This is a genomic window from Serratia sp. CY40230, assembly GCF_052168835.1.
In the GTDB taxonomy this organism is placed as follows: Bacteria; Pseudomonadota; Gammaproteobacteria; order Enterobacterales; family Enterobacteriaceae; genus Serratia; species Serratia nematodiphila.
Window position 1 is genome coordinate 190,307 of record NZ_JBJNLX010000001.1, and the last position, 26,376, is coordinate 216,682.

At 60.5% G+C, this 26,376-nt stretch carries 22 protein-coding genes; 13 read left to right on the forward strand and 9 right to left on the reverse strand.

The window, feature by feature from the left end; genetic code table 11:
• The first annotated feature begins 5 nt into the window (after positions 1-5).
• Positions 6-1,505 (forward strand): carboxypeptidase M32, encoded by a 1,500-nt coding sequence (locus ACJ8IJ_RS00850; protein ID WP_004938314.1) that lies wholly within the window; start codon positions 6-8, stop codon positions 1,503-1,505.
• A 167-nt stretch (positions 1,506-1,672) separates the two neighbouring features.
• Here ACJ8IJ_RS00850 and ACJ8IJ_RS00855 read toward each other — a convergent pair whose 3' ends face one another.
• Positions 1,673-2,578 (reverse strand): alpha/beta fold hydrolase, encoded by a 906-nt coding sequence (locus ACJ8IJ_RS00855; RefSeq protein WP_004930448.1) that lies wholly within the window; start codon positions 2,576-2,578, stop codon positions 1,673-1,675.
• A gap of 184 nt (positions 2,579-2,762) precedes the next feature.
• Here ACJ8IJ_RS00855 and asr point away from each other — a divergent pair, with 184 nt between their 5' ends.
• Together asr and ACJ8IJ_RS00865 are read left to right on the forward strand one after the other, a co-directional pair.
• Positions 2,763-3,038: an acid resistance repetitive basic protein Asr gene (gene asr, locus ACJ8IJ_RS00860; protein WP_004930450.1), complete on the forward strand. Its 276-nt coding sequence runs from the start codon at positions 2,763-2,765 to the stop codon at positions 3,036-3,038.
• Between the two features lie 294 nt (positions 3,039-3,332).
• Positions 3,333-4,145 carry a trypsin-like serine peptidase gene (locus ACJ8IJ_RS00865; RefSeq protein ID WP_131164734.1) on the forward strand — a complete coding sequence of 271 codons (813 nt, stop codon included), beginning with the start codon at positions 3,333-3,335 and terminating at the stop codon, positions 4,143-4,145.
• Between the two features lie 38 nt (positions 4,146-4,183).
• Here the strand turns inward: ACJ8IJ_RS00865 and ACJ8IJ_RS00870 are convergent, their stop codons facing one another.
• Positions 4,184-4,960 carry an AraC family transcriptional regulator gene (locus ACJ8IJ_RS00870; protein ID WP_004930456.1) on the reverse strand — a complete coding sequence of 259 codons (777 nt, stop codon included), beginning with the start codon at positions 4,958-4,960 and terminating at the stop codon, positions 4,184-4,186.
• Positions 4,961-5,060: 100 nt separating this feature from the next.
• On the opposite strand from ACJ8IJ_RS00870, the gene ACJ8IJ_RS00875 reads away from it, so the two are divergent.
• On the forward strand, positions 5,061-6,218 hold the full coding sequence (locus ACJ8IJ_RS00875) for an MFS transporter (protein ID WP_442518185.1): 1,158 nt from the start codon (positions 5,061-5,063) through the stop codon (positions 6,216-6,218).
• On the opposite strand, the gene hrpA is transcribed toward ACJ8IJ_RS00875, so the two are convergent.
• Complete coding sequence (hrpA, locus tag ACJ8IJ_RS00880; protein ID WP_442518186.1) at positions 6,196-10,083, reverse strand: ATP-dependent RNA helicase HrpA; 3,888 nt, start codon at positions 10,081-10,083, stop codon at positions 6,196-6,198. The two genes, ACJ8IJ_RS00875 and hrpA, sit on opposite strands and share 23 nt — an antisense overlap.
• 269 nt (positions 10,084-10,352) lie before the next feature.
• Here hrpA and azoR point away from each other — a divergent pair, with 269 nt between their 5' ends.
• On the forward strand, positions 10,353-10,958 hold the full coding sequence (gene azoR / locus ACJ8IJ_RS00885) for an FMN-dependent NADH-azoreductase (protein WP_015377994.1): 606 nt from the start codon (positions 10,353-10,355) through the stop codon (positions 10,956-10,958).
• Between the two features lie 119 nt (positions 10,959-11,077).
• On the opposite strand, the gene ACJ8IJ_RS00890 is transcribed toward azoR, so the two are convergent.
• From ACJ8IJ_RS00890 to ACJ8IJ_RS00900, 3 genes are read right to left on the reverse strand one after another with little or no spacing between them, the layout of a single operon-like run.
• Complete coding sequence (locus ACJ8IJ_RS00890) at positions 11,078-11,401, reverse strand: YdbL family protein (RefSeq protein ID WP_004930469.1); 324 nt, start codon at positions 11,399-11,401, stop codon at positions 11,078-11,080.
• Between the two features lie 8 nt (positions 11,402-11,409).
• Positions 11,410-11,607, reverse strand: a complete 198-nt coding sequence (locus ACJ8IJ_RS00895) for a YnbE family lipoprotein (protein WP_004930472.1) — start codon at positions 11,605-11,607, stop codon at positions 11,410-11,412.
• The gene (locus tag ACJ8IJ_RS00900; RefSeq protein WP_442518187.1) at positions 11,604-14,216 is read right to left on the reverse strand and encodes a YdbH family protein; all 2,613 of its coding nucleotides are present in this window, start codon (positions 14,214-14,216) and stop codon (positions 11,604-11,606) included. The genes ACJ8IJ_RS00895 and ACJ8IJ_RS00900 overlap by 4 nt, the downstream gene beginning before the upstream one ends.
• A 468-nt stretch (positions 14,217-14,684) precedes the next feature.
• On the opposite strand from ACJ8IJ_RS00900, the gene ACJ8IJ_RS00905 reads away from it, so the two are divergent.
• Both ACJ8IJ_RS00905 and hslJ read left to right on the forward strand, forming a co-directional pair.
• Positions 14,685-15,677 (forward strand): 2-hydroxyacid dehydrogenase, encoded by a 993-nt coding sequence (locus ACJ8IJ_RS00905; RefSeq protein ID WP_131164737.1) that lies wholly within the window; start codon positions 14,685-14,687, stop codon positions 15,675-15,677.
• A gap of 50 nt (positions 15,678-15,727) precedes the next feature.
• Entirely contained in the window at positions 15,728-16,156 is a 429-nt protein-coding gene (gene hslJ / locus ACJ8IJ_RS00910; RefSeq protein WP_004930479.1) for a heat shock protein HslJ, read from the forward strand.
• Between the two features lie 24 nt (positions 16,157-16,180).
• On the opposite strand, the gene ACJ8IJ_RS00915 is transcribed toward hslJ, so the two are convergent.
• Both ACJ8IJ_RS00915 and ssmE read right to left on the reverse strand, forming a co-directional pair.
• Positions 16,181-16,435, reverse strand: a complete 255-nt coding sequence (locus tag ACJ8IJ_RS00915) for a DUF333 domain-containing protein (protein WP_004930482.1) — start codon at positions 16,433-16,435, stop codon at positions 16,181-16,183.
• Positions 16,436-16,912: 477 nt separating this feature from the next.
• A complete protein-coding gene (ssmE, locus tag ACJ8IJ_RS00920) occupies positions 16,913-17,245 on the reverse strand; it encodes a multidrug efflux SMR transporter SsmE (protein ID WP_004930487.1) in 333 nt (110 codons plus the stop codon).
• Positions 17,246-17,483: 238 nt separating this feature from the next.
• On the opposite strand from ssmE, the gene nifJ reads away from it, so the two are divergent.
• From nifJ to ACJ8IJ_RS00935, 3 genes are all read left to right on the forward strand, one after another.
• On the forward strand, positions 17,484-21,017 hold the full coding sequence (gene nifJ, locus ACJ8IJ_RS00925) for a pyruvate:ferredoxin (flavodoxin) oxidoreductase (RefSeq protein WP_442518188.1): 3,534 nt from the start codon (positions 17,484-17,486) through the stop codon (positions 21,015-21,017).
• A gap of 229 nt (positions 21,018-21,246) precedes the next feature.
• Positions 21,247-22,185, forward strand: a complete 939-nt coding sequence (gene ttcA / locus ACJ8IJ_RS00930) for a tRNA 2-thiocytidine(32) synthetase TtcA (RefSeq protein ID WP_004930494.1) — start codon at positions 21,247-21,249, stop codon at positions 22,183-22,185.
• 146 nt (positions 22,186-22,331) lie between these two features.
• The gene (locus tag ACJ8IJ_RS00935) at positions 22,332-22,730 is read left to right on the forward strand and encodes a VOC family protein (protein WP_004930496.1); all 399 of its coding nucleotides are present in this window, start codon (positions 22,332-22,334) and stop codon (positions 22,728-22,730) included.
• A 217-nt stretch (positions 22,731-22,947) separates the two neighbouring features.
• Here ACJ8IJ_RS00935 and zntB read toward each other — a convergent pair whose 3' ends face one another.
• Positions 22,948-23,931, reverse strand: a complete 984-nt coding sequence (gene zntB, locus ACJ8IJ_RS00940) for a zinc transporter ZntB (RefSeq protein ID WP_004930499.1) — start codon at positions 23,929-23,931, stop codon at positions 22,948-22,950.
• A gap of 155 nt (positions 23,932-24,086) precedes the next feature.
• Here zntB and ACJ8IJ_RS00945 point away from each other — a divergent pair, with 155 nt between their 5' ends.
• The 3 genes from ACJ8IJ_RS00945 (at position 24,087) to ACJ8IJ_RS00955 (ending at position 26,277) form a co-directional block, all read left to right on the forward strand.
• Positions 24,087-24,791, forward strand: a complete 705-nt coding sequence (locus ACJ8IJ_RS00945) for a hypothetical protein (RefSeq protein ID WP_275094824.1) — start codon at positions 24,087-24,089, stop codon at positions 24,789-24,791.
• Positions 24,743-25,834 (forward strand): hypothetical protein, encoded by a 1,092-nt coding sequence (locus ACJ8IJ_RS00950; protein ID WP_325961793.1) that lies wholly within the window; start codon positions 24,743-24,745, stop codon positions 25,832-25,834. The genes ACJ8IJ_RS00945 and ACJ8IJ_RS00950 overlap by 49 nt, the downstream gene beginning before the upstream one ends.
• Positions 25,835-26,028: 194 nt before the next feature.
• Complete coding sequence (locus ACJ8IJ_RS00955; protein WP_004930507.1) at positions 26,029-26,277, forward strand: hypothetical protein; 249 nt, start codon at positions 26,029-26,031, stop codon at positions 26,275-26,277.
• The last annotated feature ends 99 nt before the right edge of the window (positions 26,278-26,376 follow it).

Sequence of the window (26,376 nt, forward strand, 5' to 3'; positions counted from 1 at the left end):
TAATAATGACATCTGCACATTCCAACACGTCTGCTTACGATCACCTGCGCGCCCTGTTCAGCCGGTTGTCGCGTTTCGGCCACCTGTCCGCCATCGCCGGTTGGGACATGCAAACCATGATGCCACCAGGCGGCAGCAAGGCGCGCTCCGAAGCGCTGGCCGAGCTGAGCGTACTGCAGCACCAGATTTTAACCGCACAAAGCACCGGCGCGCTGTTGGATCGCGCGCAGCAAGAGACGCTGGACGAACTCGACCGCGCCAACCTGCGCGAAATGCGCCGCCAATATGAGGACGCCGTGCTGCTGCCGGCGTCGCTGGTCGAGGCCAAGTCGCTCGCGGGTGCGCGCTGCGAACACGCCTGGCGCGCCCAGCGCCCGGCCAACGATTGGGACGGCTTCGCCGACAACCTGCGCGAGGTGGTCAAGCTCAGCCGGGAAGAGGCGCAGATCCGCGCGCAGGCGGCAGGCACAAGCCGTTATGATGCCCTGCTCAACCTGTATGAGCCGGGCATGCGCAGCAGCGATCTCGACCGCATCTTCGGCGATCTGAAAACCTGGCTGCCGGATCTGCTGCAACGCGTGGTGGCCAAACAAGCTAATGAGCCCTGCCAGGCGCCACAAGGCCCGTTCAATGTGGACACCCAACGCCAGCTGAGCCTGAGCGTGATGAAACTGCTCGGTTTCAACTTCGACAATGGCCGCGTCGACGTCAGCGCCCACCCGTTCTGCGGCGGCGTGCCGGAAGATGTACGCATCACCACGCGTTACAACGAGAAAGAGTTTCTGACCGCGCTGCTCGGCATCGTGCACGAGACCGGTCACGCCCGTTACGAGCAAAACCTGCCGCGCGATCTGCTTGGCCAGCCGGTCGCCCTGGCCCGTTCTACCGCTATCCACGAATCGCAGAGCCTGCTGTTCGAAATGCAGCTGGCGCGCGGCAATGAATTCCTGAAAATCTTGCGTCCGTTGGTCACCGCGCAGTTTGGCGAGCAGCCGGCGCTGGAAGAGGCCAACTTCATTCGCCTCAATCAGCGCGTTAAACCGGGCCTGATCCGCGTCGACGCCGACGAGGTGAGCTATCCCGCTCACGTCATCCTGCGCTACGAAATTGAAAAGGCGCTGATCGAAGGCGACATTGAAGTGGAAGACATTCCGGCGCTGTGGAATGAGAAGATGAGTGCTTACCTCGGCCTCGACACCATCGGCAACTACCGCAACGGCTGCATGCAGGATATTCACTGGACCGACGGTGCCTTCGGCTACTTCCCGACTTACACCCTCGGCGCGATGTACGCCGCGCAGCTGTTCCACAGCGTGCGTCAGGCCCTGCCTTCGCTGAACGAAGATATCGCCGCCGGCAACCTGCAGCCGCTGTTCCACTGGTTGCAGCACAACATCTGGCGCCACGGCAGCCGTTTCCCGACCGAGACGCTGATCGCCAACGCAACCGGCGAAGCGCTCAACCCACGCTATTTCCGTCAGCATTTGGAAAACCGCTACCTGTAATCTCCCCTGGCGCGGCCCTGCCGCGCCCTTTTCCCGCCTGCAAGACCGGATAATGCTTCATAACGCACGTTCTGTGCCGACATCGCCTTGGCTACAGAGTGGCGGGTGGCCACCCACCATTAGTATGTTGTAACTAAAATAGCAAGAAACGCCGACATTCCGGCCTCTCATCCCAGTGCATGACGGGCGATCATCGCCGCCAGCTGCGGCCTCAACGAGGCCGGCAGGTCATGCCCCATGCCTGGCATGATATGCAATTTGGCGTTGACGACGGCCCGAGCGATCGCCACCCCACCCGCCTTGCGTACCAGCCGATCGCGATCGCCGTGAATGACCAGCGTCGGCGCGGCTATGCGCCGGCTGTAGCGACGCAGATCGCCGCTGCCGAGCAACGCGGAAAGTTGCCGCTGCACGCCTTCGGGATCCACGCCCCGCTTCAACAACCGATTCACCAATGCATCCAGCTCCGCCTCCTCCGGCGGATAAAACCGGGTACCGAGCGCGCGCAGGAAGGCCTTCATTCCCTCGTGGCGCTGCTGCAGCGTCAAATCGGCCGCCGGCCGGCGCACCAACAGCCACAGCAGCGAAGGCGCCGGCGGTGGCAACAGCGGCTGATTGGTGCTGGAGAACAAGATGCATAACGAGGCGACGCGCTGCGGGTATTCGGCGGCCAGCACCTGGGCGATCATCCCCCCCATCGAAGCGCCCAGTACGTGAGCCTGCGGGATGCGTAAATGATCGAGCAGATGCGCCGCGTCCGTCGCCATGTCCGCCAGGGTATAAGGCACCGGCGTTTGCCAACCGAGCTGGGCGCGCAGCATCAGCAGCCACAACGGCTGCGTGCGTTGCGCCTGCGTTTTGCCGGAAAGGCCGACGTCGCGGTTGTCATAACGGATCACCCGAAACCCCTGAGCCACCAGGGCGCGGCAGAAGTCGTCAGGCCACAGCAACAGCTGCGCGCCGATGCCCATGATGAGCAGCAGCGGCGGATGCGCCTCATCGCCCCAGTCCTCATAGGCCAGCGGCACCTCGCCCTGTTCGGTTACGCCACAACGAATCACTATCTCGTTCATTTTAAATCCCTTTTATCGCGCCTGGCGGTCATTATAGCAGCAATCCCCTCGCCGCCGTCGCCCTGTACATTAGGTTACATGCCGAAACCAATCACTCACGGAAAGCCGGGCGCCGTTTGCCTACTATCATTTCAACGGCCCCGCAGTGGGGTTGATACCCAAAAGTCATGTTGAGGATTCTACGATGAAAAAAGTATTAGCTCTGGTTGTTGCCGCTGCAATGGGTCTGTCTTCCGTGGCTTTCGCTGCTGAGGCTGCCACCACCGCACCTGCGGCTACCGCAACCACCGCCACCGCTGCGCCGGCTAAAGCTCAGGTGAAACACCACGGCAAGAAAGCGCCGGTACAGAAAGCGCAGGCGGCCAAGAAGCATCACAAAAAAGCCGTGAAGAAAGCCCCGGCGCAAAAAGCCCAGGCGGCTAAAAAGCACCACAAGAAAACCAGCCACAAAAAAGCGTAATGACGTGAGGGTCCCCTCACCGCTTCAGGCTTGACGTGTACGACACCCGGTTCGCCGGGTGTTTTTTCATCGGGGGGTTCTCATTGATGCTGCGCCGCTACCTGTTCGAGATCGTTCTGACCGCCCTGATCCTTTGCGGACTGATCGCCGTCTTTTTTTACCTGTAGCCTGCCGCGTTGCCGGCGGGAAATTATTGAAAAATCAATTATTGCCCATCCACATGGCTGCTAAATCAGTCTATAGTTAGCATTCAGTGTGTTTATGGATGATCCGTATTTGTCAGGCAAGAGATCTATGCGCATATCCGTTTTACTGTTGCTGTGCTCACTCCCGCTCATCGCTGCTCAGGCGGCACGCGCCGACGGCCCGTCCAAGGCCGAGCAAACGCGTCTGTTTTTCGGCAAAGATGAACGAATCAAGGTCACGGATACCGCCGCCCAGCCGTGGCAAGCCATCGGCCAGGTCGAAACCGCCAGCGGCAATCTGTGTACCGCCACGCTGATCTCCCCGCACCTGGCGCTGACCGCCGGCCACTGCGTGCTGGCGCCGCCCGGGCAACTGGATAAAGCCATCGCTCTGCGCTTTGTGGCGGGCGATAAATCCTGGCAGTATCAAACCGGCAATATCGAGACCCTGGTCGACAGCAAGCTGGGCAAAAAGCTGAAGCCGGACGGCGATGGCTGGATCGTCCCGCCCGCTGCGGCCGCTTATGATTTTGCGCTGATCCGTCTGAAAGACAAAAAGCCGCTGCCGATCGCACCGTTGCCGCTGTGGCAAGGCGACAGCAAGGCGCTGACCCAGGCCCTGAAACAGGCCAAACGGCTGATCACTCAGGCGGGTTACCCGGAGGATCATCTGGATGACCTCTACAGCCACCAAAACTGCAAGGTCACCGGCTGGGCCCAGCAAGGCGTACTGTCGCACCAGTGTGATACCCTGCCCGGCGACAGCGGCTCACCGTTGCTGTTGAAAACCGCCGACGGCTGGCAGCTGATCGCCATCCAAAGCTCGGCACCGGCGGCGAAAGATCGCTATCGCGCCGATAACCGCGCCCTGGCGGTGCCCGGCATCCGCGACGCGCTGGACGCCCTGGCGGCGGGCAACTAACCCTCTCACAACGGCGCATAATGCGCCGTTGTGCTTTTTCAGCCCCCTTGCATATAGCGCCGCGGCGTGGTGCCGGTGAACTGGCGGAAAAAAGCGATAAACGCGCTGTCGCTGGAAAACCCCAACCGCTGTGCCACCGCGCTGACCGACGGCAACGACGCCAGCAGTTCGATCGCGCGCATCAGCCGCCACTGCTGGCACCACTGCTGATAGCTCAGACCGGTTTCCCGCTGAAACAGCCGCGTCAGCGTTTTGGCGTGCAGATGCAAACGCTGCGCCAACGCCGCCAACGCCGGCAACTCGTCGCTCTCCGGCAGCGTCGCCAGCCAGGCGGCAAGACGCTTATCCTGCGGCAGCCGCAACTGGGTATTCTCGCGCTGCGCCTCGCCCAACTCATTGATCAGCACCGCCAGCAAATCGCGCGCCTGGGGCTGCGCCAACGCATAGTCCAGCGGCCAGTGCGCGATGCGCTCAACGATCGCCGCCAACAGCGGGTTTACCGCCAGCACCGCTGCCTGTGGCGGCATGGCGGTCGTCAGCGCCGGATCGAAATACAGCGAGCGATACGCGACACGGCCACGCAACTGCACCCGATGCGCAATGCCGCCCGGTATCCAGACGCTGCGCGTCGGCGGCAGAATCAGCCACTGCTGCGCCAACGTGACCGTCATGCACCCCTGCGGCGCATACAGCAGCTGCGAACGCTGATGCCAATGCAGCCCGGAGTCGTGCTCCACCAGTTCCGCCGCGATGCCGAGAGCCGGTGCCGGCAGCCGATCCGGGTCGAACGGATGATGCTGTTGAATCAGCGCCATCAGATTGTCCTATACCTGTTGTTTTTTGTCCGGATGATTGTAATCGAACAAAACGCGACTCCCTATACTGACGCCTTAACATTTAGGGAGCCCCTGCATCATGCAACGCTTATCTTTACCGCTGCTCGTCACCGTCATCATGACGCCGCAGATCCTGGAAACGCTGTACAGCCCGGCGCTCACCGCCATCCGCAGCGACTTCGGCATCAGCGCCGCGCAGGCCGGGCAGACGTTATCCATCTATTTCTTCGCCTTCGCCCTCGGCGTCGCCTTTTGGGGAGCCTTCTGCGATCGGTTCGGCCGCCGTCCGGCGATGCTGGCCGGCCTGGCGCTCTATCTGGTCGGCGCCGGCCTCGCCCTGCTGAGCGGCAGTTTCACGCTGTTGCTGGCCGCCCGTGCGCTGATCGCCTTCGGCGCCGCGGTCGGCTCAATCGTCACGCAAACCATGCTGCGTGATGTCTATCAAGGCCCGGCGCTGGGGCGCATGTTCGCGCTGGTCGGCATCGCGCTCTCCATCAGCCCGCTGCTGGGAATGTTTGCCGGCGGCGCGCTGGTCGCCTGGGGCGGCAGCGCGGCGATTTTCACCGCGCAGGCGGCCTGGGCGCTGGTGCTGCTGCTGTGGAGTTACGGCACATTGCCGGAAACGCGGCCGTGGCAAACCGCAACGGCCGCCGCGCCGGGCATTACGCTGGCGACGATGTTGCGCGATCGGCACATCTGGTGTTCGGCGCTGCTGGTCGCCAGCTTCAATATTATGGTGTTCAGCTACTTCAGCCTGGCGCCGTTCATGTTCGAAAGGCTGGGGTTGAACAGCCAACAGTTTGGCTACTCGGGTGTGATGCTGGCGCTCGGCAGCCTGGCGGGGGCGCTGTTGAACCGCCACCTGCTGGCGCGCGGCGTCAGCGCCAAACGTCAGATCCTGCTGGGCGGTTTGCTGGCGGTGGCCAGCGGTGTGGCACTGTTCGGGTGGCAACACAGCCTGTGGATGCTGCTTCCCTGTGCGCTGGTGATGCTGGCGTTCGGGTTGGCTATCCCGAATGTGCTGAGCCAGGCGCTGAGCCGCTACCGACAGCAACTCGGCACCGCCGGCGCGTTATTCGGGCTGCTGTACTATCTGTTGATCGGCCTGGGGCTGACGATTGCGGCGCGCGGGCAGGATTTGGCCGCCACGCTGCTGCTGTGCGGCCTGTTGAGCCTGTGGTGCGCCGGCCGCTTGCCGGCCGGTGCGCCCGAGCTTAACCCGAAAGCTGCTCGATAGTTTGCAAAATGCGCTTGTCGGAGATCGGGTAAGGCGTGCCCAACTGCTGCGCGAACAGGCTGACGCGCAGCTCTTCGATCATCCAGCGCACCGCCTTCACCTCTTCCTCCTGCTGTCGCTTCGACGGCAGCTTGTTCAACCACTGCTGCCACGCCTGCTGTACCTGCTCCACCCGCAGCATCTGCGCCCGATCCCGGTGCGGATCGATAGCCAGTTTTTCCAACCGCCGCTCGATCGCCTGCAGGTAGCGCAGCGTGTCCGGCAGGCGTTTCCATCCGTTGCCGGTGACGAAACCGCGGTAGACCAGGCCGCTGAGCTGGGTCTTGATATCCGACAGCGCCAGCGCCAACGACATGTCCACCCGCCCCTTCAGCCGTTTGTTGATGTTGAAGACTGCCGTCAGGATCTGCTCAACCTGTTTGGCCACCTCGACCACCGTGTCGTTCAACTCGGCGCGGATCTGCTCCTGCAGGCGCGCAAAGCCTTCCTCTTGCCAGACCGGGCCGCCGTGTTCGGCGATCAGCTTGTCGATGCCGCACGAAATGCAGTCGTCGATCAGCTCCAGCACCTTGCCGTACGGGTTGAAATAGAGCCCCAGTTTGGCCTTGTTCGGCAGCTTTTCATGCAGATATTTGATCGGCGAAGGAATATTCAGCAACAGCAGGCGGCGCGTGCCCTGCCACATCGCCTGTTGCTGCTCGATTTCGCTGTCGAACAGGCGGATCGCCACGCTGTCCTTTTCATCTACCAGCGCCGGGTAAGCCTTCATCGAATAGCCGCCGCGCTTCTGCTCGTAAAAGGCAGGCAGTTGACCAAAGCTCCAGACATGCAGATTGCTCTGCTCCAGCCCATCGTCGGCCACCGCCGACAGCGTCTCCTGCACCTTCTCTTTCAGCTGCAGGCGCAACGCGGCCAGGTCTTTGCCTTCGCGCAGCGTCTGGTTTTTCTCGCCCACCACGCGGAAAGTCATCTTCAGGTGATCGGGCACCTGATCCCACTGCCAATCATCACGTGACACGGTCACGCCAGTCATGCGCCGCAGTTCACGCTCCAGCGCGTCCAGCAGCGGCAACTCCAGCGCCGTTACGCGGCCGAGGAACGCTTCGGCGTAGTTCGGCGCCGGCACAAAGTTGCGACGCACCGGTTTCGGCAGCGACTTGATCAGCGCGATCACCAGCTCACGGCGAATACCGGGGATCTGCCACTCGAAGCCCTGCTCCTCCACCTGATTGAGGATCGGCAGCGGGATGTGCACCGTCACGCCATCGGCGTCGGTGCCCGGTTCAAACTGGTAGCTCAGCCGCAGCTTGAGATTGCCCTGATGCCAGAAGTTCGGGTAGTCCAGCGCGCTGATCTTGTTGGCGCCGTCTTTGATCAGCATCTCTTTTTCGAAGTTCAGCAGATCCGGCTGCTGCTTGGCGGCATTCTTCCACCAGCTGTCGAAATGACGGCCGGAAACCACGTCGTTGGGAATGCGGCGATCGTAGAAGCCGAACAGCGTTTCGTCGTCCACCAGAATGTCGCGGCGGCGCGATTTATGCTCCAGCTCTTCCACTTCGGCGCGCAGCTTCTGGTTGTCGCGGAAGAAGGCGTGGCGCGTCTGCCAGTCCCCCTCCACCAGCGCATGGCGGATAAACAGCTCACGGCACAGCAATGGATCGATGGCGCCGTAATTGACCTGGCGCGCCGCGACGATCGGCAAACCGAACAGCGTGACCTTTTCGCTGGCCATCACCGCCCCTTGCGACTTCGACCAGTGCGGCTCGCTGTAGCTGTGTTTCACCAGATGCTGAGCCAGCGGCTCGATCCATTCCGGTTCGATGCGCGCGGCGATGCGCCCCCACAGGCGGCTGGTTTCCACCAGTTCGGCCACCATGGTCCACTTCGGCGGCTTCTTGAACAGGCCGGAGCCGGGGAAGATCGAGAAGCGGGCATTGCGCGCGCCGGTGTATTCCTGCTTGTCCGCATCCTTCTGGCCAATGTGCGACAGCAAGCCGGTCAGCAGCGCGGTGTGCACGCTGCGGTAGTCGGAAGGCGTGCTGTTGATCGGCAGCCCCAGCTCTTTCACCACCTGGCGCAGCTGGGTATAGATATCCTGCCACTCGCGCACCCGCAGGTAGTTGAGGAAATCGTTGCGGCACAGCCGGCGGAACTGGCTGGAAGAATTCGCCTTTTGCTGCTCCTGCAGATAATCCCACAGGTTGACGAACGCCAGGAAATCGGAGTCTTTGTCGGCGAAGCGGCGGTGTTTTTCGTCCGAGGCCTGCTGCTTGTCCATCGGGCGCTCACGCGGATCCTGAATCGACAGCGCGGCGGTGATGATCATCACCTCGCGCACGCTGCCGCTCTTCTGCGCTTCCAGCACCATGCGCGCCAGACGCGGGTCAATCGGCAACTGCGCCAGCTGACGGCCCTGCGGCGTCAGCTGATAGTGGCCGTTGTCGGCGGTGGCGATCGCCCCCAGCTCTTCCAGCAGGCGCACGCCATCTTGAATGTTGCGCTTGTCCGGCGCTTCGACGAACGGAAACGCGGCGATGTCGCCCAGCCCCAGCGAGGTCATCTGCAGAATGACCGACGCCAGGTTGGTGCGCAGGATCTCTGGATCGGTAAACGCCGGCCGCGACAGGAAGTCCTGTTCGGAATATAAACGGATGCACACCCCTTCCGACACGCGGCCGCAGCGCCCTTTACGCTGGTTGGCGGAAGCCTGGGACACCGGCTCGATCGGCAGGCGCTGCACCTTGGTGCGGAAGCTGTAGCGGCTGATGCGCGCGGTGCCCGGATCGATGACGTATTTGATGCCCGGCACCGTCAGCGAGGTTTCCGCCACGTTGGTGGCCAGCACGATGCGGCGACCGTGGTGCGACTGGAACACCCGGTTCTGCTCGCTGTTCGACAGGCGCGCATACAGCGGCAGCACTTCAGTGTGCGGCAAATTGAGGCGGTTCAGAGCGTCGGCGGTGTCGCGGATCTCGCGCTCGCCGCTCATGAAGATCAGAATGTCGCCCGGCCCTTCGTGCCCAAGCTCGTCCACCGCATCGAAAATCGCCTGCAGCTGGTCGCGGTCGGTATCGTCGCCGTCGTCGACCACCGGGCGGTAACGCACCTCCACCGGGTAAGTGCGGCCGGAAACCTCGATGATCGGCGCATTGTTGAAATGGCGCGAGAAGCGCTGCGGATCGATGGTCGCCGAGGTGATGATCACCTTGAGATCCGGGCGCTTCGGCAACAGTTCGCGCAGGTAGCCGAGAATAAAGTCGATGTTGAGGCTGCGCTCGTGCGCTTCATCGATGATCAGCGTGTCGTACTGCATCAGCAGGCGATCCTGCTGAATTTCCGCCAGCAAGATGCCGTCGGTCATCAGCTTGACCAGGGTGTTTTCCCCGACCTGATCGTTGAAGCGCACCTTGTAGCCCACGCTGCCGCCGAGCGGGGTTTCCAGCTCGTCGGCGATGCGGTTGGCGACGGTGCGCGCCGCCAGGCGGCGCGGCTGGGTGTGGCCGATCAGCCCTTTCACCCCACGCCCCAGCTCCAGACAGATCTTAGGCAACTGGGTGGTTTTCCCCGAACCGGTCTCCCCGGCAACGATCACCACCTGGTGATCGCGGACAGCGTTTAAAATGTCCTGCTTTTTCTGACTGACCGGCAGGCTTTCCGGATAGGTAATGCGCGGGCAAGACGCGGCCCGCGCCAGCACTTTTTGCCGCGCCGCCGCAATGTCGCTTTCCACTTCGGCGGCAACCGCCAGCTGGGCATCGGGATTTTTGATTTTTCGTGCGCCCTGCAGGCGACGACGCAGGCGTTGTTGATCGCGGAGCATCAGCTCGCCCAGTTGGGCCGGCAGTGCCTCGAGCGGAGATTTCACGTTCGGTGTTCCTTGTTTCTTCGGCGCCAAGACCAGGCTTAGCAACGGTTTAATGTTTTTTTAGCGATTTTTTTGCTTTAGCCGCACAGCCTATCACAAACGGCTTTTTCGCCCTACTTCCGCGAGCAAAACCTCGGCATGTCATTCAATAAAATCGAACGAAGATCTCGAAATATTGCGCTATCACTGTTGGAGGAATGTGAATAGCATGTACTTCATGCAAGGGACGCTGAGTCCTGATGTCACTGTCACAACGTAAGGAATTATCGATGAGCAACGTATTGGTTCTGAAATCAAGCATCCTGGCGACCTACTCTCAGTCTAACCAACTGGCCGATTTCTTCGTAGAGCAATGGAGCAACGCCCATAGCGGCGACACCATCACCGTACGCGATCTGGCCGCACAGCCAATCCCGGTGCTGGACGGCGAACTGGTTGGCGCGCTGCGTCCTTCCGATGCGCCGTTGACCCCGCGTCAACAAGAAGCGCTGGCGCTGTCGGACGAGCTGATCGCCGAGCTGCAGGCCAATGACGTCATCGTGATTGCCGCACCGATGTACAACTTCAACATCCCGACCCAGCTGAAAAACTATTTCGATCTGGTTGCTCGCGCCGGCGTGACCTTCCGCTACACCGAAAACGGTCCGGAAGGCCTGGTGAAAAACAAACGCGCCGTGATCCTGACCAGCCGCGGCGGCATCCATAAAGGCACCCCAACCGACCTGGTAGAACCTTACCTGCGTCTGTTCCTGGGCTTCATCGGCATTACCGACGTGGAGTTCGTCTTCGCGGAAGGCATCGCCTACGGCCCGGAAGTGGCCACCAAAGCACAGGAAGACGCCAAAGCGGCCCTGTCTCAGGTGGTTGCTGCCTAAGACCCTGCGCAGGGGCGCCGTGCCCCTGCCGAACAAAAGGCAAGTCCTGTCAAACCTGCACTACCCTCATAATAATCATCTATCCGTATCATTTAGCGCGCCAGACGGCGCGCTTTTTTTTATTTCTTCAGCCACTGGCCGTTGATGCCGCGCACATACTCGCCGCTCTGCGCACGCGTCACCAGCTTCTGCCCCGCCATGCGCGCCACTTCGTCGACGGCGATATGGTTGCCGTCCGCCACTTCCTGATACTTCTCGGCGCGGCCGGCGTTGATGCGCTTCACCAGCGCCAGCGTTTCCGCATCCTGTTTCACCGGCGCAATATAGCCGCTCAGGGTTTCGCCCACCCGCCCTTGCTGCTTCGCCTCATCCAGCGTCAGCGCCATCGCCACGCCGCTGAACAGCCAGACGGCGCCGGCCAGCCACACATAACGTTTTTTCATGTCGGCTCCTAGAACAGACCGCTTTGGGTTTTCAGCAGGTTTTCGACGTCCTTATCCACCTTGATATGAATCTCATGCTCGATCTTGACGTTCATATTGATGGTGATCGGATCCTTCGGCGTCGCCACCTCGATGCGCGGCACGCAGCCGCTCAGCAGCGAAACGCACAGCACCGCTGCCAGCGCCGACACACTCATGATTTTCATTGTTGCTCCCCAGGTTGTGAGAGGGCCTGCTCCAGCCACTCCTGTAAATTGTCGCCGAAGCGCAAACTGCGCCACAGCTGAAACACGTTTTCCTGATGGCGATAGTTCAGGATCACCTCGCGCTTGGCGCTCTTCTGCGGGTTGATGCCGTCGATGCGCGCGCTCAGCGTCAGCTCGCCCAGGTTGTCGAGATCGACCCGGGCGTGCGAACGGTTGATTTCCATGTAGCGCAGCCAGTCGATCGCCGCGCCGGTCGCCAGGTTATTGCTGCCGATGGCGTCGGCCATGTCTTTGTCCAGCCGCAGCGTCAACGTGCCGGCGTTGGCGATCCAGCCGTTTTGCACCAGCCATTTCGGGTGATTCAGGAACAGCGGCAGTTCGCCGTCGACCCGGCCGGACATGGCGAACTGCTTCGGTTTCAGAGCGGTGAACAGCGCGCTGAGATCGACCTTGTCCAGCTTCAGCACCGCGGCGTCATGCTGCGGCAACCGCAGCGCCGACAGGCTGATATGCCCGTTGAGCATGTCCACGCCGACGTTGCTCAACGTCAGCGGCTGCCTTTCGCTATAAGGATAGGTGCCCTGCAGATCGGCGGAAATATTCTGCATCTCGAACAGGTTGGTGAAAGACTTAATGCGCAGCGACACTGGCTGTTTGGCCCCCAATTGCCACTGATGCTGCTTGAACCGGTACGACAGGATGAAATCCAGGCCGCTCATCTCGCCGTCCTTCAGCCACATGCCGCCGTTTTTCACCACCCAGTGGCCCCCGGCCTCGAACCCCTGTTCGCGAGCGGCGGAAAACGCCGACTGCGCGTAAAACTCGCCGTCGCGCAGCGTGAGATTGAGATCCGGCGCCAGCAGCGGTTGGAACACCTTCAGCGACTGTTTCGGCCACCAGGCTTCGCCGCGCAGACGTTCGCCGTCCCAACGGCCGCGCAGCGCGATCGGCCCAATCTGTTGCGCCTGCAGTTTGCCCTGCAGCTGGAAACTGTCCGGTGAACGGCCGTTTACCTGCAGCGCCAGCACCGGCGCCGGCAGATAGCCGCCGTCGCTGAAGCTGACCTTATCCGCCGCCAGCTGCAACTCGCCGTTGAACTGCGGACTTTGTTCATCACGCCGCCAGCGCAGCGGCTGATTGAGGCTCAGGCGCGGCGCGGCGACCGTCACCAGACCGTACTTCAACTTATCGAAGCCGGTGGAAAGTTTGTCGAGCACCAACTCACTGTCGCGCCAACGGCCGCTGCCGGCGACGTCCCAGGCGGCCTGCAGCGGCGGCAAGCGGCCATTGCCCCAGTAACGCCATTGCCAGTTGCCCTTGTCCGGCCAGAAATCCTGTGCCTGGCCGTCCAGGTGCAGCTTGAAGCGGCCCCAGTAACTGTCGCTGGCGCTCAAAATCGCCTGCAGGCGGCCGGTGATCCCGGCTGCGGTCACCTTCACGCCCGCCAGCGGCAAACGCGCCTCTTCCAGCGTCATTTCCGGCGTCACCTTGCCCCACAGGCGCAGCAGCGAACCGGGCTGTAGCACCAGCGTCGGGTTGAGAATACTGCCGCCGATCACACCCGGGATCGACGCGGTAGTGGAAAAGTCGGCCAGATTGGCCTGGCCGGTCAGTTGGAAGCGCAGATCGCTGTCGGTCAACCCCACCTTGCCCGGCCCGAGGGTGAGCACCGCATTGCCCTTGCCGTTGTGACCCGCGGTGATCACGTTCAGCCGCGCGCTGATCTCCGTTTCATCCAGCCCTTTGCTCCAATCGTGCAACGCGATGCTGAGCCCGCCGTTCAACGGCTGCTCGCTGTACGGCCAACGCCACTCGCCCTGCTTGATGCTGACCCGCTGCGGCGAGACTTCCCACGGCAACACCGCCAGCGGGCGATCGTCGCCTTTCTCGCTCACCGTCAATACGCCCTGCTGCTGTTGCCAGCGCATGTCCAGCAATACCGGTTTTTCCAGATAGGCGGTCTGCATTTCCCCCTGCAACGCGCCCTGCGTCGGCAGGCTGGCCAGATCCAACGGAATGGTTATCTTGCCGGCGAGGTGCAGCGGTTGTGCGCTGTTGGGCGGAACCACGGTCAGGCTCTGCAACGTCAGCTGCTGTTTTTCATCCAGCTGCGCCTCGGCGCTGAGATTCGGGCCCCGATAATGCAGACGTTGCCCGTCGGGGCCGGAGGAAAGCTGCAGCTTGCCGGCATAGCGCTGCCAGGGAATGAGCGTCAGGTCATTAATGGTGAAATCCAGCGGCGGCAGCTGTTGCTGCAGCTGATCGAGCGCCAGCGGCGCGCTGTTGGCGTCGCCGCTCGGCAGTTTTGACAAACAGGCGCTATCGATGCTGACCTTATCGCTCGACAGCTGCCAGCGGCCCTGGCGGTAAGCCAGCCGCGTCGGCCCGACGTTGGCCAACAGGCAATCTTGCGCAGTGAAACGCGCCCCCGCCAACGCCAGACCGCCTTGGCGCCAGTGCAATTTGCCCTGCAATTCCAGGCGGCTCCCCGCCGGCAACCAATGCGATAACACCCCCGGCAGCCAGCGCGGCAAGGTTTGCCACAACGTCAGCACCAGGATTGCGCAGCCCGCCACCGTCCCTATGAATACTTTCAATCGCCTGGTCATTAAATGATTGCTTCGTTCCTGAGTTAGGCATTGGTTAAGTCTATGCCTGAATTGACAATAATGATGGCACGAATTTGACATAGGGTGAAGCCGAGCGGGCTCGCAGAAGCGATTTGCACCTTTTTGGCGCAAACGTGTGCGGGGTTGTAGATTTTCGTTACATATACATCACATAAACAGGACAGTTTTCAGACTTTTGTTATTGTTGTTACCATTGATGATTAATAGTCTTGCAACCATTCTAATAAAAGTTTAGCTGCTAGCTAACTGTGTACTAGAGAAGCCATTCCCCACACCCCCGTGGGGATTTTTTTGCCGCCTGTCGCCACCGTCGCCTTCCCTTCACCGTACCAAGCCCCCAGCGCAGCCCGATAGCGGCGATTTTGACCATGTCGGAAATGGCTAACCAATTGTCGAATTTACTAAAATCTGTTAAATTGATCACAAAATCACGGTGGAGAAACCACGATGAAATTGGCGATATACAGTACCAAACAGTATGACCGTAAATACCTCGAATTGGTGAATCAGCAGTTTGGCTATGAGCTGGAATTCTTCGACTTTTTACTCAGTAAAAAAACCGCCAAAACGGCCGCCGGTTGCAAGGCGGTGTGTATCTTCGTCAACGACGACGGCAGCCGTGAAGTGCTCGAAGAACTGGCGGCGCTGGGCGTCGAAATTCTCGCCCTGCGCTGCGCCGGTTTCAATAACGTCGATCTGGACGCCGCCAAAGAACTGGGCATCAAGGTGGTGCGCGTGCCGGCCTACTCGCCGGAGGCCGTGGCAGAACACGCGGTCGGCATGATGATGTGCCTGAACCGCCGTATTCACCGCGCTTATCAGCGTACCCGCGACGCCAACTTCTCGCTGGAAGGGCTGATCGGTTTTAACATGCACAATCGCACCGCCGGCGTGATCGGCACCGGTAAAATCGGCGTGGCGACGATGCGCATTCTGAAAGGCTTCGGCATGAAACTGCTGGCCTACGATCCGTTCCCGAGCGAACAGGCGCTGGAACTGGGCGCGGAGTATGTCGATCTGAAGACGCTGTACGCGCAATCCGACGTGATCACCCTGCACTGCCCGCTGACGCCGGAGAACCACCACCTGCTGAATGCCGACGCCTTCACGATGATGAAAAACGGCGTAATGGTGATCAACACCAGCCGCGGCGCGCTGATCGATTCCACCGCCGCCATCGATGCGCTGAAGCAGCAAAAAATCGGCGCCCTCGGGATGGACGTCTACGAGAACGAACGCGATCTGTTCTTTGAGGACAAGTCTAACGATGTGATTCAGGACGACGTGTTCCGCCGCCTCTCGGCCTGCCACAACGTGCTGTTTACCGGCCATCAGGCTTTCCTGACCGAAGAGGCGCTGACCAGCATTTCGCAAACCACGCTGCAGAACATCAGCCAGTTGGATCGCGGCGAAACCTGCCCGAACCAGTTGAACGCCTGAGCGTAACCTCGGGGCACCCTTGCGGCGCCCTGTTTATTTGAGAGAACGCGATGAGAAAAACCACGGTAGCCGCCCTTGCGGCGCTGGCCTTAGCGGGGTGCAGCATGAAACCACACACGGCCGTCACGCCAGGCGATCTGTTGCATCACAACTTCGTGTTGCAAAGCGTGGATGGCGAGACGGCAAAATCACCGGCGGGCGGCGGCCTGCTCAATCTGGAGTTCGGCGAGAACCTGCATGTCTCCGGCACGATGTGCAACCGCTTTTTCGGCCAGGGGCAATTACGCGACGGCGTGCTGACGGTGAAATCGCTGGCCACCACGCGCAAGCTGTGCCCTGATGAGCCGCGCAACCGCTGGGATCGGGTGATTGGCACCGTGCTGGAAAACGGCGCCGAAGTGACGCTAAACGCACAGCAGCTGACGCTCACCGGCAGCGGCCACACGCTTATTTATACCCTGCGCGATTGGGTGTATTGATCCTGCAGGCCAGGCACCGCGGGCTTATCCGGCGCAGCTGCCCAGGGCCAGCGTACGTTCTTCGCACTGTTTGCCGTTCGGCATCTGGCACATGCGCAGCGCTTCACCGTTCAAGTTGTGCGCGATGGTGGTAACGCCGCCGACCGCCGCGCAACCGGCGCTGGTCTGCAACGTATTGATTCTGGCACTGTTGCCCTGCTGTACTGGCTCTTCGTTATTGCTGCTGCAGGCGGCTAAAAGCAGCACGGCGCTGGCAAGCAGCCATTTTGATGTCGTCATTATCCCACTCCTGAACCCGGAACTGCGCTGTGTAAAATCGCCATTGCTGATAACGCGCGTCACTTGGCGGACACGTTTCGCTATCTTTGATGCAAACTTGTTTAATCTAGCTCGATATATAAATAATGAAAATATATTCCAGCCATTATTTGTCGTTTTTTTGCGCCGGCCGAACATTTATTTTGTTTGCAGAATATTTCCGTGACGGCGCCACTCGCTGTCAGGCGCTGGCCGCACGCAAAAAAGTGATAACGTCACCGCGGCCATCGAGGAAGTTTTTCCCGCGACAGCGGTATTAATTATCTTCGTGTGCTTTCATTGCAGCGGCGCATTTTTTGCTACCGGAGAGAACGATATTTGTGTCTATGCTGGCGGCGCTAAGTAATTAGCATTCCACTATTTTCAGTGAATGATGACTGAATTCTTCAACCGGCGCGACTTGCTGTCACGCCGGCTTTTTTTACATCAAAATAACATTCAGTGCACCGAGGCTTTCGACAGTAAATTAATCACCAGCACGCCGGCAATAATTAACCCCATGCCGACGATCGCCGGCCAATCCAATTTTTGCTGATAAACGAACACCGCGGCGACCGACACCAGCACAATTCCCATGCCCGACCAAATCGCATACACGATGCCCAGCGGCATGCTCTTGACCACCATCGACAGCCCCCAAAACGCCACGCCGTAGCCCAGCACCACCAGCAGCGACGGCCACAGGCGGGTAAAGCCCTCAGAGGCTTTCAACATGGTGGTGGCGATCACTTCCGCGACTATCGCCATCGTCAAATACATAAATGCGCTCATGGTTTTCTTCTGTCAATTTGCCGATGCGCAATTATGACGCGCCGGAAATAAATTGTCTTTAAACGGTGAAAACAATTTATTGCCGCCGGCCGCTAATCGGCGAGGAAATATGCCTTTGACGATTTATCACCCGCCACACAAACGCGATAAAGCCACGTTCGCCCCCTCTGTTAGACTTTTTTCCATTACTGCGAAAGTGCGCTTTCGCGGCTTTGTGAGCAATGAAAAGGTAACGCCGATGATAACTACAGATGGTAATAATGCAGTCGCTTCCGTGGCCTATCGCACCAACGAAGTGATTGCCATCTACCCTATCACGCCAAGCTCCACCATGGCGGAGCAGGCTGATGCCTGGTCCGGCGATGGCCGGCAAAACATCTGGGGCGATATTCCGCGGGTGGTGGAAATGCAGTCGGAAGGCGGCGCGATCGCCACCGTACACGGCGCCTTGCAAACCGGCGCGCTGTCGACCTCGTTCACTTCATCGCAGGGTCTGCTGCTGATGATCCCCACGCTGTACAAACTGGCCGGCGAGCTGACGCCGTTCGTGCTGCACGTCGCCGCGCGCACCGTGGCCACGCACGCGCTGTCCATCTTCGGCGACCATTCGGACGTGATGGCGGTGCGCCAAACCGGCTGCGCCATGCTGTGTGCCGGCAACGTGCAGGAGGCGCAGGACTTCGCGCTGATCTCGCAGACCGCCACCCTCAACGCGCGCGTGCCGTTTATCCATTTCTTCGACGGTTTCCGCACCTCGCACGAGATCAACAAGATTGTGCCGCTGAGCGACGATACGCTGCGGCAGATGCTGCCGCAGGCGGCGATCGACGCGCACCGCAGCCGGGCGCTGTCGCCGGATCATCCGGTGGTGCGCGGCACTTCCGCCAACCCGGACACCTATTTCCAGTCGCGCGAAGCCACCAACCCGTGGTATGACGCCACCGGCCAACACGTGATCGACGCCATGGAAGCCTTCGCCGCCCTCACCGGCCGCCGCTATCGGCCGTTCGACTATTACGGCCACCCGCAGGCCGAACGCGTGGTGGTGGTGATGGGTTCCGCCGCCGGCACCTGCGAAGAAGTGATCGACACCCTGCTGACCCGCAGCGAGAAAGTCGGCGTGCTGAAGGTGCGGCTGTTCCGGCCGTTCTCCGCCCAGCATCTGCTCGGCGCGCTGCCGGACAGCGTGCGCAGCGTCGCGGTGCTCGATCGCACCAAAGAGCCGGGCGCGCTGGCCGAGCCGCTGTATCTGGACGTGATGACCGCGCTGGCGGAAGCCTACAGCCGGGGGGAGCGCGCCACGCTGCCGCGGGTGATCGGCGGCCGCTACGGCCTGTCGTCGAAAGAGTTCGGCCCGGACTGCGCGCTGGCGGTATTCCGCGAGCTGGCCCTGCCGCAGCCGCGACCACGCTTTACCGTCGGCATCTTCGATGACGTCACCGGCCTTTCGCTGCCGCTGAGCGACGAAATCCTGCCGCAGCGCGCCTCGCTGGAAGCGCTGTTCTACGGTTTGGGCAGCGACGGCTCGGTCTCGGCCACCAAGAACAACATCAAAATCATCGGCAACGCCACGCCGCTGTATGCCCAGGGCTATTTCGTCTATGACTCCAAAAAGGCCGGCGGCCTGACGGTGTCGCACCTGCGCGTCAGCGAACAGCCGATCAATTCGGCCTACCTGGTCAGCCACGCGGACTTCGTCGGCTGCCACCAACTGCAGTTTATCGATAAGTACCAGATGGTCGAACGCCTGAAGCCCGGCGGCACCTTCCTGCTCAATACCCCTTACGGCGCCGATGAGGTCTGGTCGCGCCTGCCGCAGGAGGTTCAGGCGCTGTTGCACCAACGCCAGGCGCGTTTCTATATCATCAACGCCGCCAAGCTGGCGCGTGAATGCCGGCTCGGCGCGCGCATCAACACCGTAATGCAGATGGCGTTCTTCCACCTGACGCAGATCCTGCCGAGCGACGTGGCGCTGCAACAGCTGCAGGACGCCATCGCGCGCAGCTACAGCAGCAAGGGCCAGGAGATCGTCGAGCGCAACTGGCAGGCGCTGGGCGCCACCCGCGCCGCGCTGACCGAGATCCCGCTGCAGCCGGTCGACGCCAGCAGCCCGATGCGCCCGCCGGTGGTGTCGGACGCCGCGCCGGACTTCGTCAAAACCGTTACCGCCGCGATGCTGGCCGGGCTGGGCGATGCGCTGCCGGTTTCCGCCTTCCCGCCGGACGGCACCTGGCCGGTGGGCACCACCCAGTGGGAAAAGCGCAACATCGCCGAAGCGATCCCGATCTGGCAGCCCGACCTGTGCACCCAGTGCAACCACTGCGTCGCCGCCTGCCCGCACTCCGCCATTCGCGCCAAGGTGGTGCAGCCGGCGGAGATGGAACACGCCCCCGCCTCTCTGCAGTCTCTGGATGTGAAAGCGCGCGATATGCGCGGCCAGAAATACGTGCTGCAGGTAGCGCCGGAAGATTGCACCGGCTGTAACCTGTGCGTCGAGGTCTGCCCGGCGAAAGATCGCCAGAACCCGGAAATCAAGGCCATCAACATGGCGTCACGCCTCGATAATCTGGTGGCGGAGAAAGACAACTATGACTTCTTCCTGCAGCTGCCGGAAATCGATCCGGCGCAGCTGGAGCGCATCGACATTCGCACCTCGCAGCTGATCACGCCGCTGTTCGAGTACTCCGGCGCCTGTTCCGGCTGCGGCGAAACGCCGTACATCAAGCTGTTGACCCAGCTCTATGGTGACCGCTTGCTGATCGCCAACGCCACCGGCTGTTCGTCGATCTATGGCGGCAACCTGCCGACCACGCCGTACACTACCAACGCCGAAGGGCGCGGGCCGGCGTGGGCCAACTCGCTGTTCGAAGACAACGCCGAATTCGGCCTGGGCTTCCGCCTGACGGTCGATCAACATCGCGCGCGAGTGCTGCGTCTGCTGAACGCACTGGCGCCGCAGCTACCGGAGCAATTGGTCAACGCCCTGCAGATGGCCGACGTGGCGCCGGAGCCGCGCCGTAAGCAAATCGCCGAACTGCGCACGCAACTTGCGAGTATTGAAGGCGCAGACGCGCGCCAGCTGGCGGCGGACGCCGACTACCTGGTGGATAAATCGATCTGGCTGATCGGCGGTGACGGCTGGGCCTACGACATCGGCTTTGGCGGTTTGGATCACGTGCTCAGCCTGACGGAGAACGTCAACGTGCTGGTGCTCGACACCCAGTGCTACTCCAACACCGGCGGCCAGCAGTCGAAAGCCACGCCGCTGGGCGCGGTGACCAAGTTCGGCGAGCACGGTAAGCGCAAGGCGCGCAAGGATTTAGGCGTCAGCATGATGATGTACGGCCATGTCTACGTCGCGCAGATCTCGCTGGGAGCGCAGCTTAACCAGACGGTGAAAGCGATTCAGGAGGCCGAGGCCTATCCGGGGCCGTCGCTGATCATCGCCTACAGCCCGTGCGAAGAGCACGGCTACGATCTGGCGCTCAGCCACGATCAGATGAAACAGCTGACCGCCACCGGTTTCTGGCCGCTGTACCGCTTCGATCCGCGCCGCAGCGCCGAGGGCAAGGCCGCATTGGCGCTGGACTCACGGCCGCCGAACAGCAGCCTGGCTGAAACACTGCTGAACGAGCAGCGTTTCCGCCGCCTGAACGCGCAGCAGCCGGAGGTGGCCAGCGCGCTGTATCAGGCCGCCGAGAAAGAGCTGAAGGAGAAGTACGATTTCCTCAGCCTGCTGGCCGGCAAGGCGGAAAAGTCCGCCGCTGAGTAACCTCCCTCAGGGCGCGAGCGATTCGCGCCCTGTTCTTTTACCGCCGACGTAAATCGCAGCAACAAAACCTGCTGGCATTCCGGCGCGCAATCCGTACCATACAGGCCTCGCGTCGGGTGCGTGGCGGCTGGATGATGAATAATGATCAAAATCGGCCGGTTGAATGGTAAACTCGCGGTCTATAACGCCATGCCCCTAGTGCCCCCCATTGAGAATGAGCACGATTTAAATGTCAGAAAAGCAATCCGTTAGCCAAAAAGAGCAGTACAACCTGAACAAATTGCAAAAGCGCCTGCGCCGCAACGTGGGCGAAGCGATCGCCGATTTCAATATGATTGAAGAAGGCGACCGCATCATGGTCTGCCTGTCCGGCGGCAAAGACAGCTACACCATGCTGGAGATCCTGCGCAATCTGCAGCAAAGCGCGCCGGTCAACTTCTCGCTGGTGGCGGTGAACCTCGATCAGAAACAGCCCGGCTTCCCGGAGCACATTCTGCCCGCCTATCTGGAAAGCCTGGGGGTGGAGTACAAGATCGTCGAAGAAAACACCTACAGCATCGTTAAAGACAAGATCCCGGAAGGGAAAACCACGTGTTCGCTGTGTTCGCGCCTGCGCCGTGGCATTCTGTACCGCACTGCCACCGAACTGGGCGCCACCAAGATCGCTCTGGGCCACCACCGCGACGACATTCTGCAGACGCTGTTCCTCAACATGTTCTACGGCGGCAAGATGAAAGGCATGCCGCCCAAGCTGATGAGCGACGACGGCAAACACGTGGTCATCCGCCCGCTGGCCTATTGCCGCGAGAAAGACATCGAGCGTTTCTCGATCGCCAAAGCGTTCCCGATCATTCCATGCAATCTGTGTGGCTCGCAGCCTAATCTGCAGCGCCAGGTGATCGGCGACATGCTGCGCGACTGGGACAAGCGTTACCCAGGCCGGTTGGAAACCATGTTCAGCGCCATGCAGAACGTGGTGCCTTCGCACCTGAGCGATATCAACCTGTTCGATTTCAAAGGCATTCACCACGGCAGCGCCGTGGTGGACGGTGGCGATTTGGCCTTCGATCGCGAAGACATCCCGATGCAGCCGGTCGGCTGGCAGCCGGAAGACTCGGACGACGCGGCGCCTGCGCCAGAGCGTTTGAACGTGCTGGAAATCAAATAAGCCCCCTCGCCGCTTGCCATCCTGCGAGCGGCGACATTTCCCTTTCCCGACGATCTCGATCCTGTTCACAGTTTGCGCAAAATTTACTGGGCAGTGCCGTTTTTACCCTATACTGTTTATCCATACAGTCATATGGAGATCGCGCAATGAATATCACCCCCTGCCTGTCCCACGTCTCGCTGGGCTCCAACGATTTCGAGGCCGCCGCCGCCTTTTACGATCGTGCGCTGGCCGCTTTGGGTTGCCGACGCGTGCTGGAGCATCCCGGCGCCATTGGCTACGGCCGCGACTACCCGGAGTTTTGGCTGCAGGTGCCGATCGACGGCCGGCCGGCCTCGCCCGGCAACGGCACGCACGTCGGTTTTTTCGCGACCAGCAAGCAACAGGTGGATGAATTCCATCGCCAGGCGCTGCTGGCCGGCGCCGTCGATGAAGGCGCGCCCGGTTCGCGGCCGCATTACGGTGAGGCTTACTACGGCTGCTTTGTCCGTGATTTGGATGGGCATAAGATTGAAGCCAGCTTCTGGGATGAAAGCGCGGCCTGAGGAAGAGAGAAATCGAATAAAAAAATGCCGGTGATTAAACCGGCATTGTACGAATCAAATGTGCTATGCAGTAATTCAAAAATAAGAAAGTAAGACAATTATGGAGCGCAACGCCCATCGCTTGACGTTGCATTCACCTGCGAGAGAGATCATGCCCCATTTACCCCGGCTAAATGTTGATATTGCTCAATGTTAACCGGGTTTTCGTCATTTTTGCCTACAGCCAGCGGCTGCGCTTCAGCCACCAGGCGACGCCAAGCACCAATCCGACCAGCATCAGGCAAAATGCCGCGAAACCGAAAGGATTACCGCCGCCCGGAATACCGCCAAGGTTGACCCCGAACAACCCGGTCAGGAAAGTGGTGGGCAGAAATACCATCGCCAACAATGACATGGTGTAAGTGCGGCGGTTCATCGCGTCGGCCATCACCGTGGTGATTTCGTCGGACAAGATGGCGGTGCGCGCGATGCTGCCGTCCAGATCGTCCAATCCCCGTCCCAGGCGATCGGCGATATCCTGCATGCGCCGACGATCGTCATCGCTCATCCACGGCAGGCGGTCGCTGGCCAGCCGCGCGAAGACGTCGCGCTGCGGCGCCATGTAACGGCGCAGCACGATCAGCTGTTTACGGATCAGCGCCAGCTGGCCGCGCTCCGGCACCTGCTGCTCCAGCAACGCGTCCTCCAGATCGATAATCTTGTCGTGCAGATCCTCGATAAATTCGCTGGTGTGATCGGTCAACGCATCGGAAATTTCCACCAGCCAGCTGCCGCTGTTGGTCGGCCCGGCGCCGCTTTGCAGATCGTTCACCACCTGATCGATGGAATACACCTTGCGGTGCCGGGTGGAGATAATCAGCTTATCGGTGATATATACGCGGATGGTGACCAGCTGATCCGGCCGGGAATTAGCGTTAAAGTTGATGCTGCGCAGGGTGATCATGGTGCCTTCGCCCTGGCGGCTGACGCGCGGCCGCGAGCTTTCGCCGGAGAGCGCTTCACGCACCGAGTCCGGCAGCAGCGGCGTTGTGCTCAGCCATTCGGCGCTGGCCGGGTGCGCGTAATCAAGATGCAGCCAGCACGGCGCATCGCAGGTGATCTTGTCATCCCGCTCGATCGGCGTGACGCCCCCCTTGCCGTCGAGCTGGTAGGCGTAAACCGCATCGGCGACCTGCAGCTCACTCCCCTCAATCACATCCATTCATTTATCCCCTCAGTCTTGCTTATGTTGCTGAGTCTAGCGTTAACGCCTTGGAGATCAAAGGCCAAGCTGTAACGCCAGTTTTCATGTTGTCCCATAAGCGTGGTCTATACTTCTGCTGCCAGGAACGCAAGACAGCCCGAGAGGAAACTCGCATGTTACAAATCAGCACCGCAGATATCTTGAAAATCGTCCTACCGACCGTCATTACGCTGTTTATCGCCGTGGTCAAAACGCCCTTCCGCATTCGGCGGGAAAACCACGATAAGCTGTTAAACCTGCTCGAATCCGTCGAGAAGCCCCAAAGCGCCCCCATACGCCTGTTGCGCTTTCGCGACTATATCGGCAACAGCAGCGCCAGCCTCACTACGCTGCAGTTGCTGTTGGCGTTACCGGACAGCGTAGCGGCGCTTGAACGCTATCGTTTCACCGGTGGCCGCCAGCAAATCTTGCGCGCCACGCCCGCAGGCTTCGTGTTGCGGCCAAGCGCCAATAACGCTTTCAAACGTTTCTTGCTTTCCTGCCGCTATTTTTTGCTGTATTTGGTGTTCGTTACGCTGCTGGTGCTGTTCCCCGCTTTGACTCAATGGGGACTGCAGCAGTTAGGGGTATTGATTACGCCCTATTCACTCCGCTATCTGCCTAATGCGCGCATCACCGACGGCTGGCAGCTGCTGTTCCCCGGCCTATTATTTATTATGATTATGTTCAGCCTGGCCTTCCTGACCTTCAGGCAGCTGGCACGCGCGGGTAACCTCAGTTCGGAACGTGCCTTTTATCGCTACTATCAACGCGCGCGTGAGGAACAACGATGCCGGGAAGTCCTGAGACAAATGCGCACGGTGCTGCGCCGAACCTGACGAGGCTGCGCCGCCTGCGCGGCATCGCCATGGCCACCCTGCTGCTGTTCGGCCAATCGGTTCGCGCAGAACCGGTGTTAGAACGTCTCGCCACGCCCTACCACGCGCCGACGGCGGCGGGTTCCCTGCCTTATTTTGTCGCTCGCGCTCGATCCCCCCAGCCGCGTACCGCGCTGGTGGTGATGCACGGGCATCCACGCGACGCCGCCAAGACATTGCAAGCGGCGATCGATGCCGCGCAGGGAGCGGGAGACAACAGCTTGCTGGTCGCCCCGTTGTTCCAGGTGCCGGAGACGCTCGCCGCACGCTGCCGTTCCGCCGGTCAGCCCCAGCCGCAAGACGGTGACGCTCTCTGGCGCTGCGGCTCGTGGATCGCAGGCGGTTTGGATAATGGCGGGAAAACCGGCTCGTTCAACGCCATGGATAACCTGCTGGCCGATCTGAAACGGCGTTGGCCTTCGCTGCAGTCGATCACCGTGGCCGGTTTTTCCGCCGGCGCCCAATTCGTGCAGCATTATGTCGGCTTTGCTCATCCGCCGAGCGGAGTGCGTCTGCGCTATGTGGTGGCCGATCCCGGCAGCTGGCTCTATTTTGATCGCCTGCGCCCTCTGCCCACAAGCTGGGGAAGCTGCGGCAGTGAAACAACCTGCCGCTTCCGCTGGCAAACGCTGGACGCCGGCCAGTGCCCACAGGCTAACCAGTGGAAATACGGTCCGGAAGCGCTTCCCGCTCACCTGCAACGCACCGCCGACGCAGCCCGCCAGCGCTATACGGCGGCCGATATCACCTATCTGGCCGCCGCCGATGATACCGGCACCGCGCCGGGCGCCTACTATCGGATACTCGACAAATCCTGCGCCGCCCAGCTACAGGGTCCCTATCGGCTGCAGCGCGCCCTGGCCTATGCCGACTATGACCGGCGCTATCTGGCGCCGGATAAGCCGCATCGGTTAACGATCGTACCCGGCTGTGGGCACAACGTCGCCTGCGTCTTTCCGGCTCCGGCGGCCAGGCACGCGCTGTTTCCCATTAATGCAGACTAATAATAACGGCAATGAAATAAACCCTTGCCGATAAATCAGACAATATCACCGATAAAGCGCTGGTAATGCCGTTATTATTATGACTTAACATATTGCTATCAATTTTAATTCAAAATGATAATAATAAATCAACACAAAGCTGTTTCAGCGCAAATTTTAGGGGCATATACTTTTCTCACTACGAGGAGGTAGTTATGTTACGCGACCATTTAAAAATAAACGCCAGCGATACGCTGGAAAAAATCAGCAATATTCATTTGCAAAACCAGGGCCAGGAAGAGATCAGTGAGTTCGTGGTGAAAAACGCCGCCGGCCTGCAGATTGGCAAGGTCTCCGTCCACGATCGTTTCAGTACCCGCCGTTCTTATCCCACCAGCTACCGCATTACTCAGACCGATATGAGCGGCCGCGTAGTGGTGGACGCCATGCGGGACTGTCTGTAAGCGTAACCGCGCTCTGAAATAGACAATATTAATGTGATGATGGCAACCCTGTTTATTATTAAACGGGGTTTATCGCGTGGGAAAATTAATTATCCTCGC